Here is a 14,925-nt window from a genome sequence, read left to right on the forward strand (position 1 = left end):
CCGCGGGTTTCCGGCGCGTTGCCCAAGTGGTTTCCCCCCGGGGGGGGGGCCCCCCGGGGCAAAAACATTGACGTGTGCTCATTGCCCTGGAAATCCGTCGGCCCGAGCAATGGAATCCGCTTGGGCCGACGGGTGTGCTTTCTCTTGGTCTGTGCCGCCGGGCTCCCTATTCGGCCCCGCGCAGCGCGGTGGTGGGGCGCTGGCGGAGGGCGATCCGGGTGGTGGAGACACCGGTAGCCAGCGCGAGGACGCCGGCGCCGCCCAGGATGAGCGCGAGCGTGAAGCCTGTGACCTGCGGTCGGGCCGATCCGGTCAGCGCGTGGCTGAACACGGAGAGAACAGCTCCCGCGACCAGCGCTCCGACCAGAAGCGCGGCCAGGACGACCACTGCGTTCTCGAGACGCATCATGCGGGCGACCTGTTTGCGGGTGGCACCGACGAGGCGGAGGAGGGCGAACTCGCCCGAGCGTTCCATCGTCGTCATCACCAGGGTGTTCACGACCGAGATCGAAGTGAAGACGGTCACCACCACCAGGAGCAGATAGGTGGCGGTCATGGAGGCATCCTGTTGGCGTAGCGCCTCGGCCCGGTAGGCGGCGCGGTCGAGTACGTGCCAGGACGGCTTGTCGTGGTGCAACTCTGCCAGACTTTGGGCGAGTTGCCGCACCTGGCCGGGCTTGGCACGTAAGTACACCGCATCCTGGACCAGCTGACCGCCGCCCAGATGTCCCGCGGTCAGTCGCTGGGGGATCACGGCTTCGCCGAAGCCACGGGAGCGGCTGTAGACGGCCACGACCCTGACCTTCTCCATCTGGTCGTCCTCCATGGCGAGCCGTACTTCGTCACCGGCCCGCACGTGGGCCCGCTGTGCCAGGTCCTTGCTCAGCGCGACATCTCGCGGGCCCAGTTGGTTGATGGTGCCCTGTACGACACCCAAATCGAGGACGTCGTTCAGCGGGCCTCCGGTGACGGCCTGTGCGATGCCGCCGGGGCCCGGATGCGACGCGTCGTCGTCGGCGACTGTCACATAGGTGCCCATGGTGCCGAGCGCAACGCCAACCCCCTTACTCCTGAGTAGAGTTTCCGTGGCGCTGGGCGGCAGCCCGTTGCCGGTGCTCTGGACGATCTGCTCGGCCATCATGCGCTGTCCGTCCTGTTGCTGCTGCTCGTGCCACTTCATCTGCGGTACGAGCAGAGCTACGGCGGCGAAGGCGACGGTCAGGGCGAGCGGAGTGGCCGCGGCGCCCAGCCGACGGTAGCCCGTGGTGAGGTTGGTCTTCACCAGCAGGCCGACGACCGGGAACAGGGCCTGGCACAGGAGGCCGAGTCCGGCGCCCGCCAGCTTCCCGGTCCAGGGGGCTAGCAGCCCCACGGCAACCATCAGCACCATGACCATCGCCACCGCACTGTTCGCCGCATCGGAACCCCCGGAACTCCCGATCACCGCGAGTCCCCAGACACCTCCGGCCAGGACCGCGAGACCACAGCCGGTACGCACCACACCCGCCCGGCGGCGCGGCAGGGAAGCCTCCCCCAGCGCCTGTACGGCGCGCACCCGGGAGGCCCTTCTGCCACTGCTCCACACTGCGGCTTCAGCGGTTGCCCAGCAGATCAGCACGGCGGTGAGGATGCTCAGTGGGCCGAAGTCGAGTGGGAAGGATGCCGGGATCATGTTCTGGGCCACCAGCCAGGCGCGCAGGCCACCGGCGAGCAGCACACCGAGCCCGCAGCCGGGGACGGCGGCGGCGAGGGTGACGACCAGCGCCTCGTACGCGATGAGTCTGCGGACCTGGCCGGGTGTGGCGGCGACTGCTCGCAGCAGGGCTACCTCCCGTATCCGCTGCTGGACGGAGAGGGAGAACGCGCCCCCCACCGCGAAGGCCATGACGAACAAACAGATAAAGCCGAAGGGCACGACGAAGGACACCACATCCGCCCCGCCCTGAGCGGGAGTTGCCCTGCCCCCGGCGTCCAGCAGTACTCCGCAGGCCGTGATCAGCACCTGGGCGCAGAGCATGGCCATGAAGGAACCGGCGAAGGAGACCTTCCGGGTGCGGATGGTCCACCATGCCAAGAGAAGGAGCATTCCCTCATGCCCCCAGTCGCGTCATGCGCTCGGCGATGGCGCCGGCCGAAGCGCCCTGCAGCACCTCGGTGATGCGTCCGTCGGCCAGGACCAGGACGGCGTCCGCGTATGACGCTGCCACCGGGTCGTGAGTGACCATCAGGACCGTCTGTCCGATGTCGTCCACGAGACTTCGCAGCAGTTCGAGGACCTTGCGGGCCGATGTGGTGTCCAGGGCTCCGGTGGGCTCGTCGGCGAAGACCACCTCAGGGCGGGTGATGAGTGCTCGGGCAATCGCCACCCGCTGCTGTTGACCGCCGGAGAGTTCTCCCGGCCGGTGCCCGCGGCGATCGGTGAGCCCGGTGTATTCGAGCAGTCGCTCCAACCAGGGGCGGTCGAGCTGAGTGCGGCGGCCCGCCAACCGCACGGGAAGGGTGATGTTCTGCTCGGCCGTCAGCGCGGGGAGAAGGTTGAATCCTTGGAATACGAAGCCGACCCGCTCCCGCCTCAGCACCGTCAGCTGGCGCTCGCCCAAGGGGCCCAGCTCACGGCCGCCGATTTCGACGGTGCCCTGGTCCGGGCGCTCCAGACCGGACGCGCAGTGCAGGAATGTGCTCTTGCCCGAACCGGAGGGGCCCATCACAGCGGTGAACGTTCCGTACGGCAACTCCGTGGTGATCCCGTCGAGCGCCATCACGGCGGAACGCCCACTGCCGTGCACCTTGCGCACCGCGCTGAGGCGTACGGCCCAGGGACGCCCTACAGGGGGCGCCTCGCCACCGCCCCATGGCCGGTTGTGCGCGGATTTATCTAAATGAGGACCGGCTCCAGCTCCCGCGTGCTCGTTCACGTGCTCTCTCTTTCGATGCAGCTTTCGGTCCAGCGTTTGCTGTCCGGAGGCCGGTGGCCACCGGGTACGCGACACCGCTCGTCCTAACACAGCCGCGTCCGCCCGGTCATGCCGAGAGGATGAGAGATGCCGTCCGGCGGCTGGTTCACGTCATGTCACGGCGAGGGTCAGGGTGCGGACGAACCGGGGAACACGTCCGCACCCCAGCCGCTTGATGTGTCGAAACCGTATTTCGCGTTGAACCCCGGTACTCCGGCATAGGAGTTGGAGCCCTGAGTGACCTCGACGATCCCGGCGGCAGGCCCCGCGGCGCCCAGTTGGTCAGGATGATGTCCAGTTGCCGGCCCGCAGACCGTGACGCAGGTCCCGCTGTTCGCCTCGCGCAGTACCGGACCCAGAGGCGCGGGCAACTCGCTCACCGGGCGCGGGCCGATGAGCGGCGAGACACCCGAGCGGATCTTCTGGCCGCACGGCTTGGTGCGCCGTCTCGCCTCTGCGGCGGTGGCGTCGAGTACGGCCATGGCTCGACCGATGAGGGGCGGTGACCTCCTCATCGGGGACGCTCTGACCTCTGTCGGCAAGTGGTTCTTCAGGCCGTTCCGGCCGTTCTTTCGGGTATCGGCACTCTGACCGTAGCACCGCACCTTTACTTGTGCTTCACATTTTTCAGCCGAGGGGTTGTGGGGCTGTCGGCCCGCGTCAAAAGACCTCTCGCGTGGCAAGTTCGTGACGCGCAGGGTGGTTTGCGTGGCAGTTTCTGTGGTCTTGCTCACGTTGACGAACCGTTGAACCGGCGGTAGCTTCCTGATTGATCTTCACGTGTTCATTACATGTGTGGAGACATGTGGGTGCCCGCAGGCGCCATTTCTGAAAGGGTTGCGTTCGTGTTTTCTCGCGCGCACAAGTTCTTCGGTTTCGGGGCCTCCTCCTCTTTGGCTGCGACTGCTGGAGCGCCGCCGGTATCCTGCTCCCCTGCGACGTCGCGAGGCGCTTCCCATGCCAGGTGAGCGGTCTTGGCGATAGCTGGAAGCAGTAGGTACCTCCCTCGGTCCGAGGGTCCGTCTGCGGTTGGGGCTGCGACTGCGACCGCCGTGGCGGTGATCTGATGCGCTGTCCGGTCGCACCCGGAGAAGGATGCGGCGGCCCTCACCCTTCTTCAGCTCGGTGCCTCTGATGGCCTCGCTTTGGCCGTCGCTCTGACATCCGCGCTGCGCGCATCCCGTTCGTCACTCAGCTCCTCTTGCGCAGGTCGCGGTCGGCGACCGCGAGGGAGCCCGCGCCCCGGCGCCCTGGACACAAGAGTCAACAAAAGCGGGGCACACCCCGCGTTTTGGAGAGCATGAAGATGGCAATTCCTACCGTTTCGGTGATCGTCGCCGCATACAACGCGATGCCTTATGTGACGCGCGCGATCACATCCGTGGCCGAACAGAGCATTGGTCAGGACGAGTTAGAGCTCATCGTCGTCAACGACGGATCGACCGACGGCACGGGTGAGGAGCTGGAACGCCTCGCCGGTGTGTATCCGGGGCTCCTGAAGGTCTTCCACCAGGAGAACTCGGGCGGGCCGTCGGCGCCGCGCAACGTCGGGCTCGATCAGGCCCGGGGGAAGTTCGTGTTCTTCCTCGACGCCGACGACTACCTGGGGACGGAAGCGCTGGAGCGTATGTCGGCCATGGCCGACGAGAACGGCACCGATGTCGTACTGGGCAAGCTGGTGGCCGTCGGTGGGCGGCAGTTGCCGAAGTCGATGTTCAAGACCACCCAGCCGAAGACCGATGTCTTCAACTCTCGCGTGTACTGGACTCTCAACCCGCTGAAGCTGTTCCGCCGCGAGCTGGTGGAACGGCACCATTTGCGGTTCCCGACCGGTCTGACCATCGGTGAGGACCAGCCGTTCACGGCCCTGGCCTACATCTACGCGTCGGGGGTCTCCGTCCTCACCGACTACGACTGCCTCTACTACACCCTGCGCGACGACGGCGGCAACATCACGGTGCGCACCAGGGGTTCGGAGCCCCGGCTGCGGTTCTTCCCGCACATGACGCAGCTGCTGCACGAACATGTGCCCGCCGGCCCCGGCCGGGACCACCTGGCGCACCGGCATCTGACCATCGAGGTGCAGAACCTCCTCAGCCACCTGATGCGCGAACCGCGCGACGAGCAGGAGAAGACTCTCGCCCAACTCGCGGATGTCATCGAGCCGTTGTGGCACGAGGGGATGAACGACCAGCTCTCCGCGATGGCACGACTGCGGCTGTACCTCATCCGGCACCGGATGCTCGACGAGGTGATCGAGCTGTTCCGGTTCGAAAAGGAACTGGCCGGCAAGCAGGTGTCCACGCCGCTCCACCTTGAGGACGGCCACGCCTACGCCCTCTACCCCTTCTTCCGCACCCCCGCCTCTCCCGTCCCCGACTCCTGCTACGACGTCACGGACCGGCTGGCCGTGCGCCACCTTGTCACCCGGGCCGAAATCCGCGGTACCACGCTGCATTTGGCCGGGCACGGCTACCTGCACCGCGTCGAGACGCCGAACGTCACCACCGAGCTGCTGCTGCGCGAGCGGGACAGCGGGACGGAGTACCGGCTCCCCGTCGGGCGCACCGCGACGCCGGAACTCGGCGCCGACGAGGACAAGGGCTGGTACACGTACGAGAAGGCCGGGTTCGAGGCGCGGATCGACCTCGCCGACGCCGCTGACGGCCTGCCGCTCGCCGACGGGCTGTGGGACATCTCCCTCACGCTCGGCGTCCAGGGCATCACGCGCTCGGTCCGCATCGGCAGCAAGCGCACCGACGACGTCTCGGGCCGGCCCGCCACGCACCTCGTGCACGGCGCGGGTGACGGTCCGCGTGCCGTCACGCTCTACACCACCCATCCGTACGGCAACTTCACCGTCGACCTCGGCGAGCGGAAGCACCGCATCGCCACGCGCCTGGGCATCGCCACGACGGGCTGGTCGGCGGACGACCCGACGGAGCTGGTCCTCAGCGGGACCAGCACACTCGCGGAGTACCCGGCAGTGCCGTTGACCGTGGCCCTCACCAGTGACAACGGCGCGACGGCCGTCTTCCCCGCCGTGCGCACCCCGGACACCAACGGCTTCACCGCTCGTGTGAATGTACGAGAGCTGGCTGCCGGGGTGTGGAGAGGCGAACTCCGCCTCGGGGACCGGGGCGAGTGGACAGCCCCGCTGCGGGTGCCCCCGAAGAACCTCGCCCCGGCCAAGTGGCGCCACCGCGGGCTGCCCTGGTACGCCAAACCGGAATCGGGCAGCGAAGAACAGTTCGCCCTGCGCGTCGCGAAAACCGACCTTGTCAAGGCAGTCGGGCGCCGCATCAAGCCCTGAAGAGGCCGGGCGTGATGTCACTGGCGGCTGAGGGCCCTGGACACTCCGGCGGTCACGGTGGTGGCCAGGATCCACCCGGCGGTGGTCAGGGCGTAGGCGAGCCACTGCCCGCCACCGTGGGGTGCGAAAGCGGCCTTCTGCCCGAAGCCGATGATGGGGAGCAGGAGGTCGAGCGCGTAGAACACCGGGCTGAACGGCGGAGCTTTGGCCGCTTCGAGTGGGACGGGCCGATGTGCCGCGAAGAAGCACGCGCCCACGGCGAGGAGAGTGATGATCCACAGGGCGGCACGAGCGGGCCGGTATCCGTAGCCGACAGTGGCGTCCTGGACGTATCCCCACGCGCGTGCGTGCCGGGGGAGGACGGAGCGGCGGTGGCGCTGTTTGGCGAGCAGGACGGTACGGGCTTCGTCTTCGTGTCCCAGGCTCCGGTAGGCGGCTGCGAGCTGCTCGTAGGGCTGCGGGAGGTAGCCCCCGGCGTCGCGCTGGATCCAGGCGAGACGTTCGGTCGCGGCGAGGGGAGCGGCGAGAGCGTCGTATGCCGTGTCCGTCAGCCGCAGCCGGGCGGGCCAGGTGGTGGGCGCGTCGTACAGAACACCGAGCCGGGCGTTGCCCGCGTCGACCAGGCCGTCGACCGGTGTCCGGGTGCGAAGATCGGTCTCGCGTGCCTGTACCAGGCGCAGCGACACAGCGGTGCCGCGGGGATGGGTCACGGCGGCGTCGTGGAAGCTGAGGAGGGAGCCGACCTGACTGCCGTCGAGCTTGATGCCGCCGTTCACTCGGAGGCCCGCACCGAGGTCGAAGTTACGGTGGACGGTGACGTCGACGGCTTCGAGGGCGATGTCACCGGGGTTGTGCAGGCGGGCTCCGCAGAATCCGATGGCCGCGGCCACGTTGGCGCCCGAGATGATGATGCGCCCCTCTGCGCTGAAGCCGGGGTGGAAGGTGAAGTCCTCGGAGATCCGGACGTGGTAGGCGTCGAGGGCGGTGTGGCCGGGATTGCTCAACTGCGCGCCCTGTAGGTCGAACTCACCGGATATGGAGGCACCTGACAGCCGTACGGCTCCGTGCACGGTCAGGTGAGTGCCCAGCAGATCCCCACCCGTGGTCAGACGTACGGCGGATACCGCCTCGCTGCCCGGAGCGGTGATCACCGTATGCGTCAGGTCGAGGTCGCTGTGGATCTCGGCCCGGGTGAGAACGAGAGGGCCGGACAGCCGGCAGCGGGACAGCACGAGCCGGCCGTGGACCCGGGCTGTGTCGGCGATCATTCCGGGCAACGCACAGCCTGTGAGGGTGAGTTCCCGGAACTCGGCTCCCTGTATGAGGGGAGCTTCGGCGAAGTGGCAGTCCGCAAAAACGACTGGTGCGGGGACATCCGCGAAGCGGAGGTCCAGTGTGCCGGTGACGGATGCGCCGCTCAGCCGCAGCGCCGGGCGCTCGCCCGGTCCGGACTCGGGGCCGGCCCCGAGGAGCAAAGCTGTCAGGAACGCGGCACGGATGGAGGGCCGGGGGGACTGAGGGGAGTCGGGACGGAGATCTGCAGGGTGGCCCTGAGCGTAGGAGTGCCACAACTGGCGTTCGATCGTGTCCAGTTCTTCCAGTCGCATGATCGGTGATCATCGCAGTGCCGGTGCTCCCGTACAAGCTCGGCAACGTTGGCTCAAGGCAGGTGGGGCAGGAGAGGGGGTTCAAGGCAGAGGGGTCTTGGTGGAGGGCCCAAGGCAGAGGGCTCAAGTCGGTTGAGGGCTAAGGGCGTTGAGAAGCCCCGGGCTGCGTGGGCCATGCGCAACACGAGTGAGGACCACGTGGCGCGACGGGCCAGGGCAGACTGAATCCGCCTCGTGCTTCCGGTCGGTTGTATGCACGGAAGGTGATCTTCCCAGACCTGTTGCACCATCCCGCCGACCGGCAGGACCTGTCCAACCGTCATGCCATCCCGCCTGCACACTTCTCTGACCGGTTCCTGACATCGCGTGGCTACTGTCCGGCGCATGCGTACATCTCATCGCCCACACGGTCAGCAGGTCAGCACCCGCAGGACCCTCCGCCGCGCGATCGGGGCCACCGTCACCGTGTCGGCGGCCGTCGTCGCACTGGTCACGCCGGCCGCGGCCGCCAACGCCGCACCGCACAACCCCTCGTCCAGCGGCGGTGGTGCGGCAGGACCGGACACCACCAGCACCCACGCCGGTGCCACGACCACACAGGAGCGCAACCGGATAGGCGCCTACTGGAGCCCTGAGCGTCTGAAGCTGGCGAGCGCGGTGATCCCCGAGATCACCCCCGTACCCAAGGACGACAACACGCCGGACGACCCGCGGCCGCTTCCCGCGAACACACCGGACTCCGGGTCCGTGTGGACGCACGCCGGGGCTGTGGAGAAGAACGTCGGCCGTCTGTTCTTCACCTTCTCCGACGGTTACGACGGCAGTTGCACTGCGACGGTCGTCACGAGCGCCAACCGCAGCACCGTTGTCACGGCAGCACACTGCCTGAGAGGCGTCGGCTCGCCCTCAGCCGACGACACCTGGAACCACAACTTCTACTTCGTGCCCGGCTACCGCAACGGAACGAAACCGCTCGGCGGCTTCAGCATCAGGACCATGGCCACCTCTTCCCGCTGGAACGGCGACCCGGACACCACGCAGTCGTCGGACATCGCTGCCGCCGGTTACGACGCGGGACTCCTCGTGGCGAACCCGGCTGCCGGGGGACAGCCGATCGCGGGCGTCACCGGAAGCCAGCGCATCGGCTTCGGCCGGCCCGCCGGGGACGAGTTCATCCACGCCTTCGGATACCCGAGCAACGGACTCAACGACCCCAAGGACAAGTACCTCGGATCCCGCATGATCCACTGCGCGGGCCCGAGCCACCCCGGCCCCAAGGTTCCCCTGCTGTGGGGCGAGACCTGCGACATGTCGGCCGGATCGAGCGGTGGACCCCACCTGGCCCACTTCGACACCCGTACCGGCACCGGCACCGTCGTGGGCATCACCACCACCAGCGAGGAACTCGCGGGCGGACCGGCCCCCACGCTCTACGCCACGCGCTTCGGTGACAGCGCCCACCGCCTCTACGACTGGGCGCAGTCCCGTTAGGGCCCTCCGCTGAAGCACGGTCCGGCTTCCCCGCCGGGATCCGCACCCTGGGCGGTCCCGGCGGGGGACGGGCATCGGTTGATCCGGGCCGTGCGGGAAAGGGCCGTGCGGAGAGGCGGAAGCCGCAGCACGTGTGCTGCGGCAGGCGCCCGTGGCTGGCGTGACCCCTACGCGTAACCGCGGTTGAGCAGGTCGAAGAACGCATCACCGCGCACGATCTCGAACGGGGCCTCCAGCAGCTTCGCCAGGTCGGCGATGTCGCTCGGGGTCCAGCTCCAGGCGTTGATCGCGGCGGCGATGAACAGGGGGCGGTCCGTGTTCCGGCCGTCGATGTGCTGGAGCAGCGCATCGCGGAAGTCCGCGCCCTTGCCCTGGGGGTAGAAGTTGCCGACGACTGGGATGCCGGCCGGCCGGGCCTGCAGGTCGCCGGTCTCCCAGGACTGGATGACACCGCGCAGTGGGGTGTTCCTCCGGTAGGACGCCATGACCCGCTCGCCGAAGGGGAGCCAGCCGTCGTTGTCGGCGTTGCGCGGGTTGTAGGCGTAGGCGAGATCGAGGCCCGTGCGGCGCATGTAACGCCCGGTCAGTTCGGTGTACGCGTCCAGCGCGTCCTGCGGCCACGACTCCGGGTAGGTGTATCCCGCGCCCGAGGGCCCGCAGATGAGCAGGTCGTTGGAGGTGGCCGTGCGCTGGTAGTAGGCGAGTTGGGCCGGTCCGATGTCGGCGAGCAGCGGACTCACGGTCCAGTTGACGGGTACGGACCCGCGCGCGGGGTCGTCCCAGATGTCACGCATACGGCGCTGGCAGTACTGGATGTTGTCGCCCTCGCCGACCGTGAACGTGACATAGACACGGTTGCGCAGCCTGCTCCTGGGCCGCTTCGGAACCCGGTCGGAGATCCTCGCGGGGACACCGGCGTGCACGGTGCCGTTCATGTAGAAGTCTGCGGCGACGACCTCCACGCCGTGCTGCGAGGCGCGGTCCACGCCGCCCCACTCGCCGGACACGTCGTTGGGGAACCAGCCGGTGTACGGGGTCGTGGGCCCGAAGCGCCCGAGTGTCTCGTCGAGCAGCTTGCCGGTGTCGCCGGACGGCGGCAGCCACAGCACCATGGCCCGGCTCGCCACAACATAGTCCCGGAAGTACGGGAAGGGTTCGACGCGGGTGGGGGCGGTGGCGGTGGCGGTCACCAGGTACTGGTTCCACAGATCGACGTCGGCCGAGAGCGTTCGGCTGCCCGCAGGGGCCTTGAAGCGGTAGACGAAGTAGCCGCCGCCGTCGGCGAAGCGGTTCGACTTGTCGCCGAGGGAGGAGTTGAGGCCGTCGAACAGATACGGCTTCTCGGCATCCGTGCCGGGAGTGAAGGAGGCGATCTCCTTGCCGTCCGCCATGACCTTGACGGATCCGACGGACGCGCCCCAGCCGTCGTCGCCGAAGGAGTCCTGGAAGCGCACATAGACATCGTTGTCACCGCTCAGTTCGGCACTCAGGTCGAGGGTGCGCACCGCGCGGTTGGAGGTGTCCACGATCCGTCGGGGCTCCCGTGTCACCTCCCGCCAGTCCACGCCGCTCACGTTCACTGTCCTGGTCGGCGGCAGGCCGGCCAGGAGACCGTGGCTGCAGTGCGGGAACAGCCTGTCGAGCTGCCAGCGGTAGACGCCCTCGATGTCATCGGGGGCGAAGCGGCCACGCAGGTCCAGCAGGGTCCTCAGACCGTGGGTGCGTGCCTGCTCGGCGGTTGCGGCCACCCCGTTCCTGAGGCCCGCGAGCGTAGTGGCGACGTTGACGGTGTCCGGCACATCGGGGTCGATCAGGATCGCCCCGTGTACCCGGTCGCGGTAACGGCCCACCAGATCAAGGGCGTTGTCGTGATGACTGACGGATGCGCCGGTGCTCGACAGCCATCGGCGGTCCGCCGCGCCGTCGTCGAAGTTGAAGTACAGCCGCGGTCCGGCGCGGTTCACCGCCCCCTGGAGGGTGGTCAGCAGGAGCTGGTCATGACCGTCCAGTGCGCCGACGTCGGCGACGTCGAGTCGGACCGGACGGCCGAAGGACGGCAGCAGACGGGCCGCCGTGGCGCGCTCGGTGGCCGGTGCCAGTGCCGACGTGGACGGGGATGCCGGGGCCGATGCCGTGGCCCGGCCCGGCAGGGAGATCCCGAGGGCCCCGGCGGCCAGGGCCGCGCCACCAGTCTGCAGGAGGTTTCTTCGTGTCACCATCGACGTTCACAGCTCCTTGTTGGGCGTCTCATGAGCCGGACAGGTCTGAAATCGTTTTTGGTAGTCGGTAGTCGGTAGTCGGTAGTCGCTTGTCGGTAGTTGGTAGTTGACAGGCAGTCCGCACGCCGCAGTCGGCTGTCGGCGGGTGTGACCGTCGCCGCAGTGGACCATGCCGGCCGGACCCGTACGCACACCCGCAGGCCGGGCTCGGGTGCGCCGCCGGGCAGGGCGGGGAGGGGGCCCGGGACGAGCCCCCTCCCGCACCGTCTCCCCGTCTCAGCCCCGGCCGGGAACCAGCCGCACCGTCAGGATCTGGAACGGACGCAGCCGCAGCCGCACCCCGTCGCCGGTCACCTCGCAGCTCGGCCCGTCGGCCGCGCGTGGACGTTCCAGCAGGTCGGTCGCGGTGACCGACGTGATGCGGAAGCCGGGTGTGAGCAGCGCGGTGGCGCGGGCCCCGTGGGCCTCGTAGAGGCGGACCACCACATCGCCCGAGCGGTCGTCGGCGAGCTTGACCGTCTCGACCACCACGGCAGGGGAGTCGACGGACACCACAGGCGCCACCTCGGCCGAGCCAGGCACCATGCGCTCCGGCAGATTGAGGTGGTACCCCTCGCGGATCGCGTCATCGACGCCCGCGCCGATCACCAGGGCGTAGCGCAGCCGGTGGGTGCCCCGGTCGGTGTCCGGATCGGGGAAGCGGGGCGCGCGGGCCAGGGAGAGACGGACCGTGGTAGTGGTGCCGCCGTCCTCGCGCACATCACGGGTCACGTCATGGCCGTACGTCGAGTCGTTGACCAGCGCCGCGCCCCAGCCGCCCTCCCCGACGTGCAGGAAGCGGTGTGCGCACATCTCGAACTTCGCCGCGTCCCAGCTGGTGTTGGTGTGGGTGGGCCGTTCCACGTGCCCGAAGGGGATCTGCGCCGTCGAGTGCCCCGCCCGCACGTCCAGCGGGAACGCCGCCTTGAGCAGCTTCTCGGTCTCGTGCCAGTCCAGGACCGTGTCGATGTCCAGGCGGCGTGTGCCCGGCGCGAGGGAGAGTGTCTGCTCGACGCGGGAGGATCCGAAGGCGCGCGACACCCTCACCGCGCCGCCCACCACGGTCACCGACTCCGCGTCCGTCAGGTCCGTGACGGTGTTGCGGTAGAAGGCATCGACGTCCCAGGCGTCCCACTGATTGGGGAAGTCCTGGTGGAGCTGGAGCAGATTGGCGGCCGTGCCCGGCGGCAGCGCCTCGCGGTCCGCTTCCACGTCGTATGCAGAAGTGACCAGGCCCCGCCCGTCGATGACGACACGGACGAGCCCGTTGTCGAGGACGTACCCGCCGTCCCGTGCCACCGGAGCGACCGTGGCCGGCCCTGGCCCCGTGCGTACGGTGGCGCCCAGGGCGGGTGCGCCTCCCCGGGCGTGCGGCGCGGCGTTGAAGACGACTTCGGAGCCTTCGTCGCCTGCGGGTCCGGCCAGCGCCGTCTGCGCGGCGGCGATCAGACCGGTCAGCTTGGTGCCGATCCGGCGGTAGGTCTCCTCCGCCTCCCGGTGCACCCAGGCGATCGACGTGCCGGGCAGGATGTCGTGGAACTGGTGCAGCAGGACCGTCTTCCACAGCCGGTCCAACTGCTCATAGGGGTAGGCCGCGTCGGTCCGCAGTGCGGCCGTCGTTGCCCACAACTCCGCCTCACGCAGCAGGTGTTCGCTGCGCCGGTTGCCCTGCTTGGTCGCGATCTGGCTGGTGAGCGTGCCCCGGTGGAACTCCAGGTACAGCTCGCCCACCCACACCGGGGCGTCCGGGTACTCCTCCAGCGCCTTGGCGAAGAAGTCCCCCGGCTTCTCGATCTCGACCCGTGCCGAGCCCTCCAGATCGGCGAGGCGCGCAGCGCGTGCCAGCATCTCGCGGGTGGGGCCGCCGCCGCCGTCGCCGTAACCGAACGGGGCCAGTGAGCGGTTCGCCGCGCCCTTGTCCTGGAAGTTGCGGACGCTGTGTGCGACCTCGGCGCCGGACAGATCGCTGTTGTACGTGTCGACCGGCGGGAAGTGGCTGAAGATCCGGGTGCCGTCGATGCCCTCCCACCAGAACGTGTGATGGGGGAACTTGTTCGTCGTGTTCCACGAGATCTTCTGCGTCAGGAACCAGCGCACGCCCGCCAGTTTCATCAGCTGCGGCATCGCCGCGTTGTAGCCGAACGTGTCCGGCAGCCACATGTCCTCGGTCTCGACGCCGAACTCCTCCAGATAGAACCGCTTGCCGTGGATGAACTGCCGGGCCAGCGCCTCCCCGCCGGTGATGTTGGTGTCCGGCTCCACCCAGAGGCTGCCGGTCGGCACGAACTGCCCGGTCTTCGCCTTCTCCTGGGCGCGCTCGTACACCTCGGGGCGGTGCTCCTTGAGCCAGGCCAGCTGCTGGGCCTGGGACATCACGAAGCGGAACTCCGGGTGCTCGTCCATGAGCTGGGTGACGTTGGAGACCGTACGGGCCACCTTGCGCACCGTCTCGCGCAGCGGCCACAGCCAGGCGGTGTCGATATGGGCGTGGCCGACCGCGGAGATGCGGTGCTCACCCGCGGTGGCGGGCGGGGCCAGGGCGGGCACGAGGATTGCGCGGGCCGCGACCGCGGTGCCGCTGATGTCCTGCAGGTCCACGGCGTCGAGGGCGTCCGACAGCGTCCGCAGGATCTGCCAGCGGCGCGGCGACTGCTCGGGCAGCTCGTGCATGAGCTGGTCGAGCACCTCAAGATCGTGGACGAGCTCGTAGACGTCCGCGTCGAAGAGGGCCAGGTCGAGGCGGCGCAGCTGGTACAGGGGTTCGCCTCCGGGGGCGCCCGGCTCCTCCAGCCACGGCGCCCGGCCGCCGAGCGGGGTGATCGCGAAACTGCGGTCCTCGGGGCCGGAGTGCATGACGAGGGGGTTCGCCGCGGCCTCGACATAACAGGTGAACTCCGCGCCTCCCCGGGCCTGTTCGGAGACCGGCAGCCATACGTTGCGCGGGTTGAGCGCCTTCACGGGGGTGCCGTCGGCCCGGTACACCAGGCCCTCGGCCGAGAAGCCCGGTTCGGTGGTGCCGAAGCCCAGGTCGACGACGGCCTCCACCCGGCGCCCCGCCCACTCCTCGGGGACGCGCCCGCTGAGCCTGAACCAGCTGGTGGTCCAGGCGGGGCCCCAGTGTGCGCCCACCTCGGTGGGCCGGTAGCTTGCGGCCAGCCCGTCGGACACCGGAACGGGCTCGCCCGGCACTTGCCAGACGCCCGCCTGGAGAGGGACGGACACGGCGTGGACAGCGGGCCGGATACGTTCGTCGAGTACGCGCCGCAGCCGGCGCTCGACGGTGTCGCGGTCGGAATGCACGG

8 protein-coding genes are annotated in these 14,925 nt (G+C 69.0%); 2 read left to right on the plus strand and 6 right to left on the minus strand.

All coding sequences use genetic code 11. The annotated features are described in order from the left end of the window. Positions 1–166: 166 nt before the first annotated feature. From ACFXBC_RS08235 to ACFXBC_RS08245, 3 genes are all read right to left on the minus strand, one after another. Positions 167–2,074, minus strand: coding sequence for an FtsX-like permease family protein (locus ACFXBC_RS08235; RefSeq protein WP_385020056.1), 1,908 nt, complete (start codon positions 2,072–2,074; stop codon positions 167–169). Between the two features lie 16 nt (positions 2,075–2,090). Next, positions 2,091–2,795, minus strand: coding sequence for an ABC transporter ATP-binding protein (locus tag ACFXBC_RS08240; RefSeq protein ID WP_385020059.1), 705 nt, complete (start codon positions 2,793–2,795; stop codon positions 2,091–2,093). A 287-nt stretch (positions 2,796–3,082) separates the two neighbouring features. Then, positions 3,083–3,436 (minus strand): hypothetical protein, encoded by a 354-nt coding sequence (locus ACFXBC_RS08245; protein WP_385020062.1) that lies wholly within the window; start codon positions 3,434–3,436, stop codon positions 3,083–3,085. Between the two features lie 824 nt (positions 3,437–4,260). Between ACFXBC_RS08245 and ACFXBC_RS08250 the strand changes: the two genes are divergently transcribed. After that, the gene (locus tag ACFXBC_RS08250; RefSeq protein ID WP_385020065.1) at positions 4,261–6,267 is read left to right on the plus strand and encodes a glycosyltransferase family 2 protein; all 2,007 of its coding nucleotides are present in this window, start codon (positions 4,261–4,263) and stop codon (positions 6,265–6,267) included. Positions 6,268–6,284: 17 nt separating this feature from the next. Here ACFXBC_RS08250 and ACFXBC_RS08255 read toward each other — a convergent pair whose 3' ends face one another. Then, a complete protein-coding gene (locus ACFXBC_RS08255) occupies positions 6,285–7,535 on the minus strand; it encodes an oxidoreductase (protein ID WP_385020068.1) in 1,251 nt (416 codons plus the stop codon). Positions 7,536–8,258: 723 nt separating this feature from the next. Between ACFXBC_RS08255 and ACFXBC_RS08260 the strand changes: the two genes are divergently transcribed. After that, on the plus strand, positions 8,259–9,365 hold the full coding sequence (locus ACFXBC_RS08260; RefSeq protein WP_385020071.1) for a trypsin-like serine peptidase: 1,107 nt from the start codon (positions 8,259–8,261) through the stop codon (positions 9,363–9,365). Between the two features lie 167 nt (positions 9,366–9,532). Here the strand turns inward: ACFXBC_RS08260 and ACFXBC_RS08265 are convergent, their stop codons facing one another. Further along, a complete protein-coding gene (locus ACFXBC_RS08265; RefSeq protein ID WP_385020074.1) occupies positions 9,533–11,584 on the minus strand; it encodes a GxGYxYP domain-containing protein in 2,052 nt (683 codons plus the stop codon). Positions 11,585–11,860: 276 nt separating this feature from the next. Continuing rightward, on the minus strand, positions 11,861–14,923 hold the full coding sequence (locus ACFXBC_RS08270) for an alpha-mannosidase (RefSeq protein WP_385020077.1): 3,063 nt from the start codon (positions 14,921–14,923) through the stop codon (positions 11,861–11,863). Positions 14,924–14,925: the final 2 nt, after the last annotated feature.

This window comes from Streptomyces sp. NPDC059398 (assembly GCF_042751845.1).
In the GTDB taxonomy this organism is placed as follows: domain Bacteria; phylum Actinomycetota; class Actinomycetes; order Streptomycetales; family Streptomycetaceae; genus Streptomyces.

What these genes read in the sequence shown, in the direction of transcription:
- ACFXBC_RS08260 (WP_385020071.1), top strand. Translation starts at nt 8,259, where the DNA reads ATGCGTACATCTCATCGCCCACACGGTCAGCAGGTCAGCACCCGCAGG.
- ACFXBC_RS08245 (WP_385020062.1), bottom strand. Translation starts at nt 3,436, where the DNA reads ATGGCCGTACTCGACGCCACCGCCGCAGAGGCGAGACGGCGCACCAAG.
- ACFXBC_RS08265 (WP_385020074.1), bottom strand. Translation starts at nt 11,584, where the DNA reads ATGGTGACACGAAGAAACCTCCTGCAGACTGGTGGCGCGGCCCTGGCC.
- ACFXBC_RS08255 (WP_385020068.1), bottom strand. Translation starts at nt 7,535, where the DNA reads ATGATCGCCGACACAGCCCGGGTCCACGGCCGGCTCGTGCTGTCCCGC.
- ACFXBC_RS08250 (WP_385020065.1), top strand. Translation starts at nt 4,261, where the DNA reads ATGGCAATTCCTACCGTTTCGGTGATCGTCGCCGCATACAACGCGATG.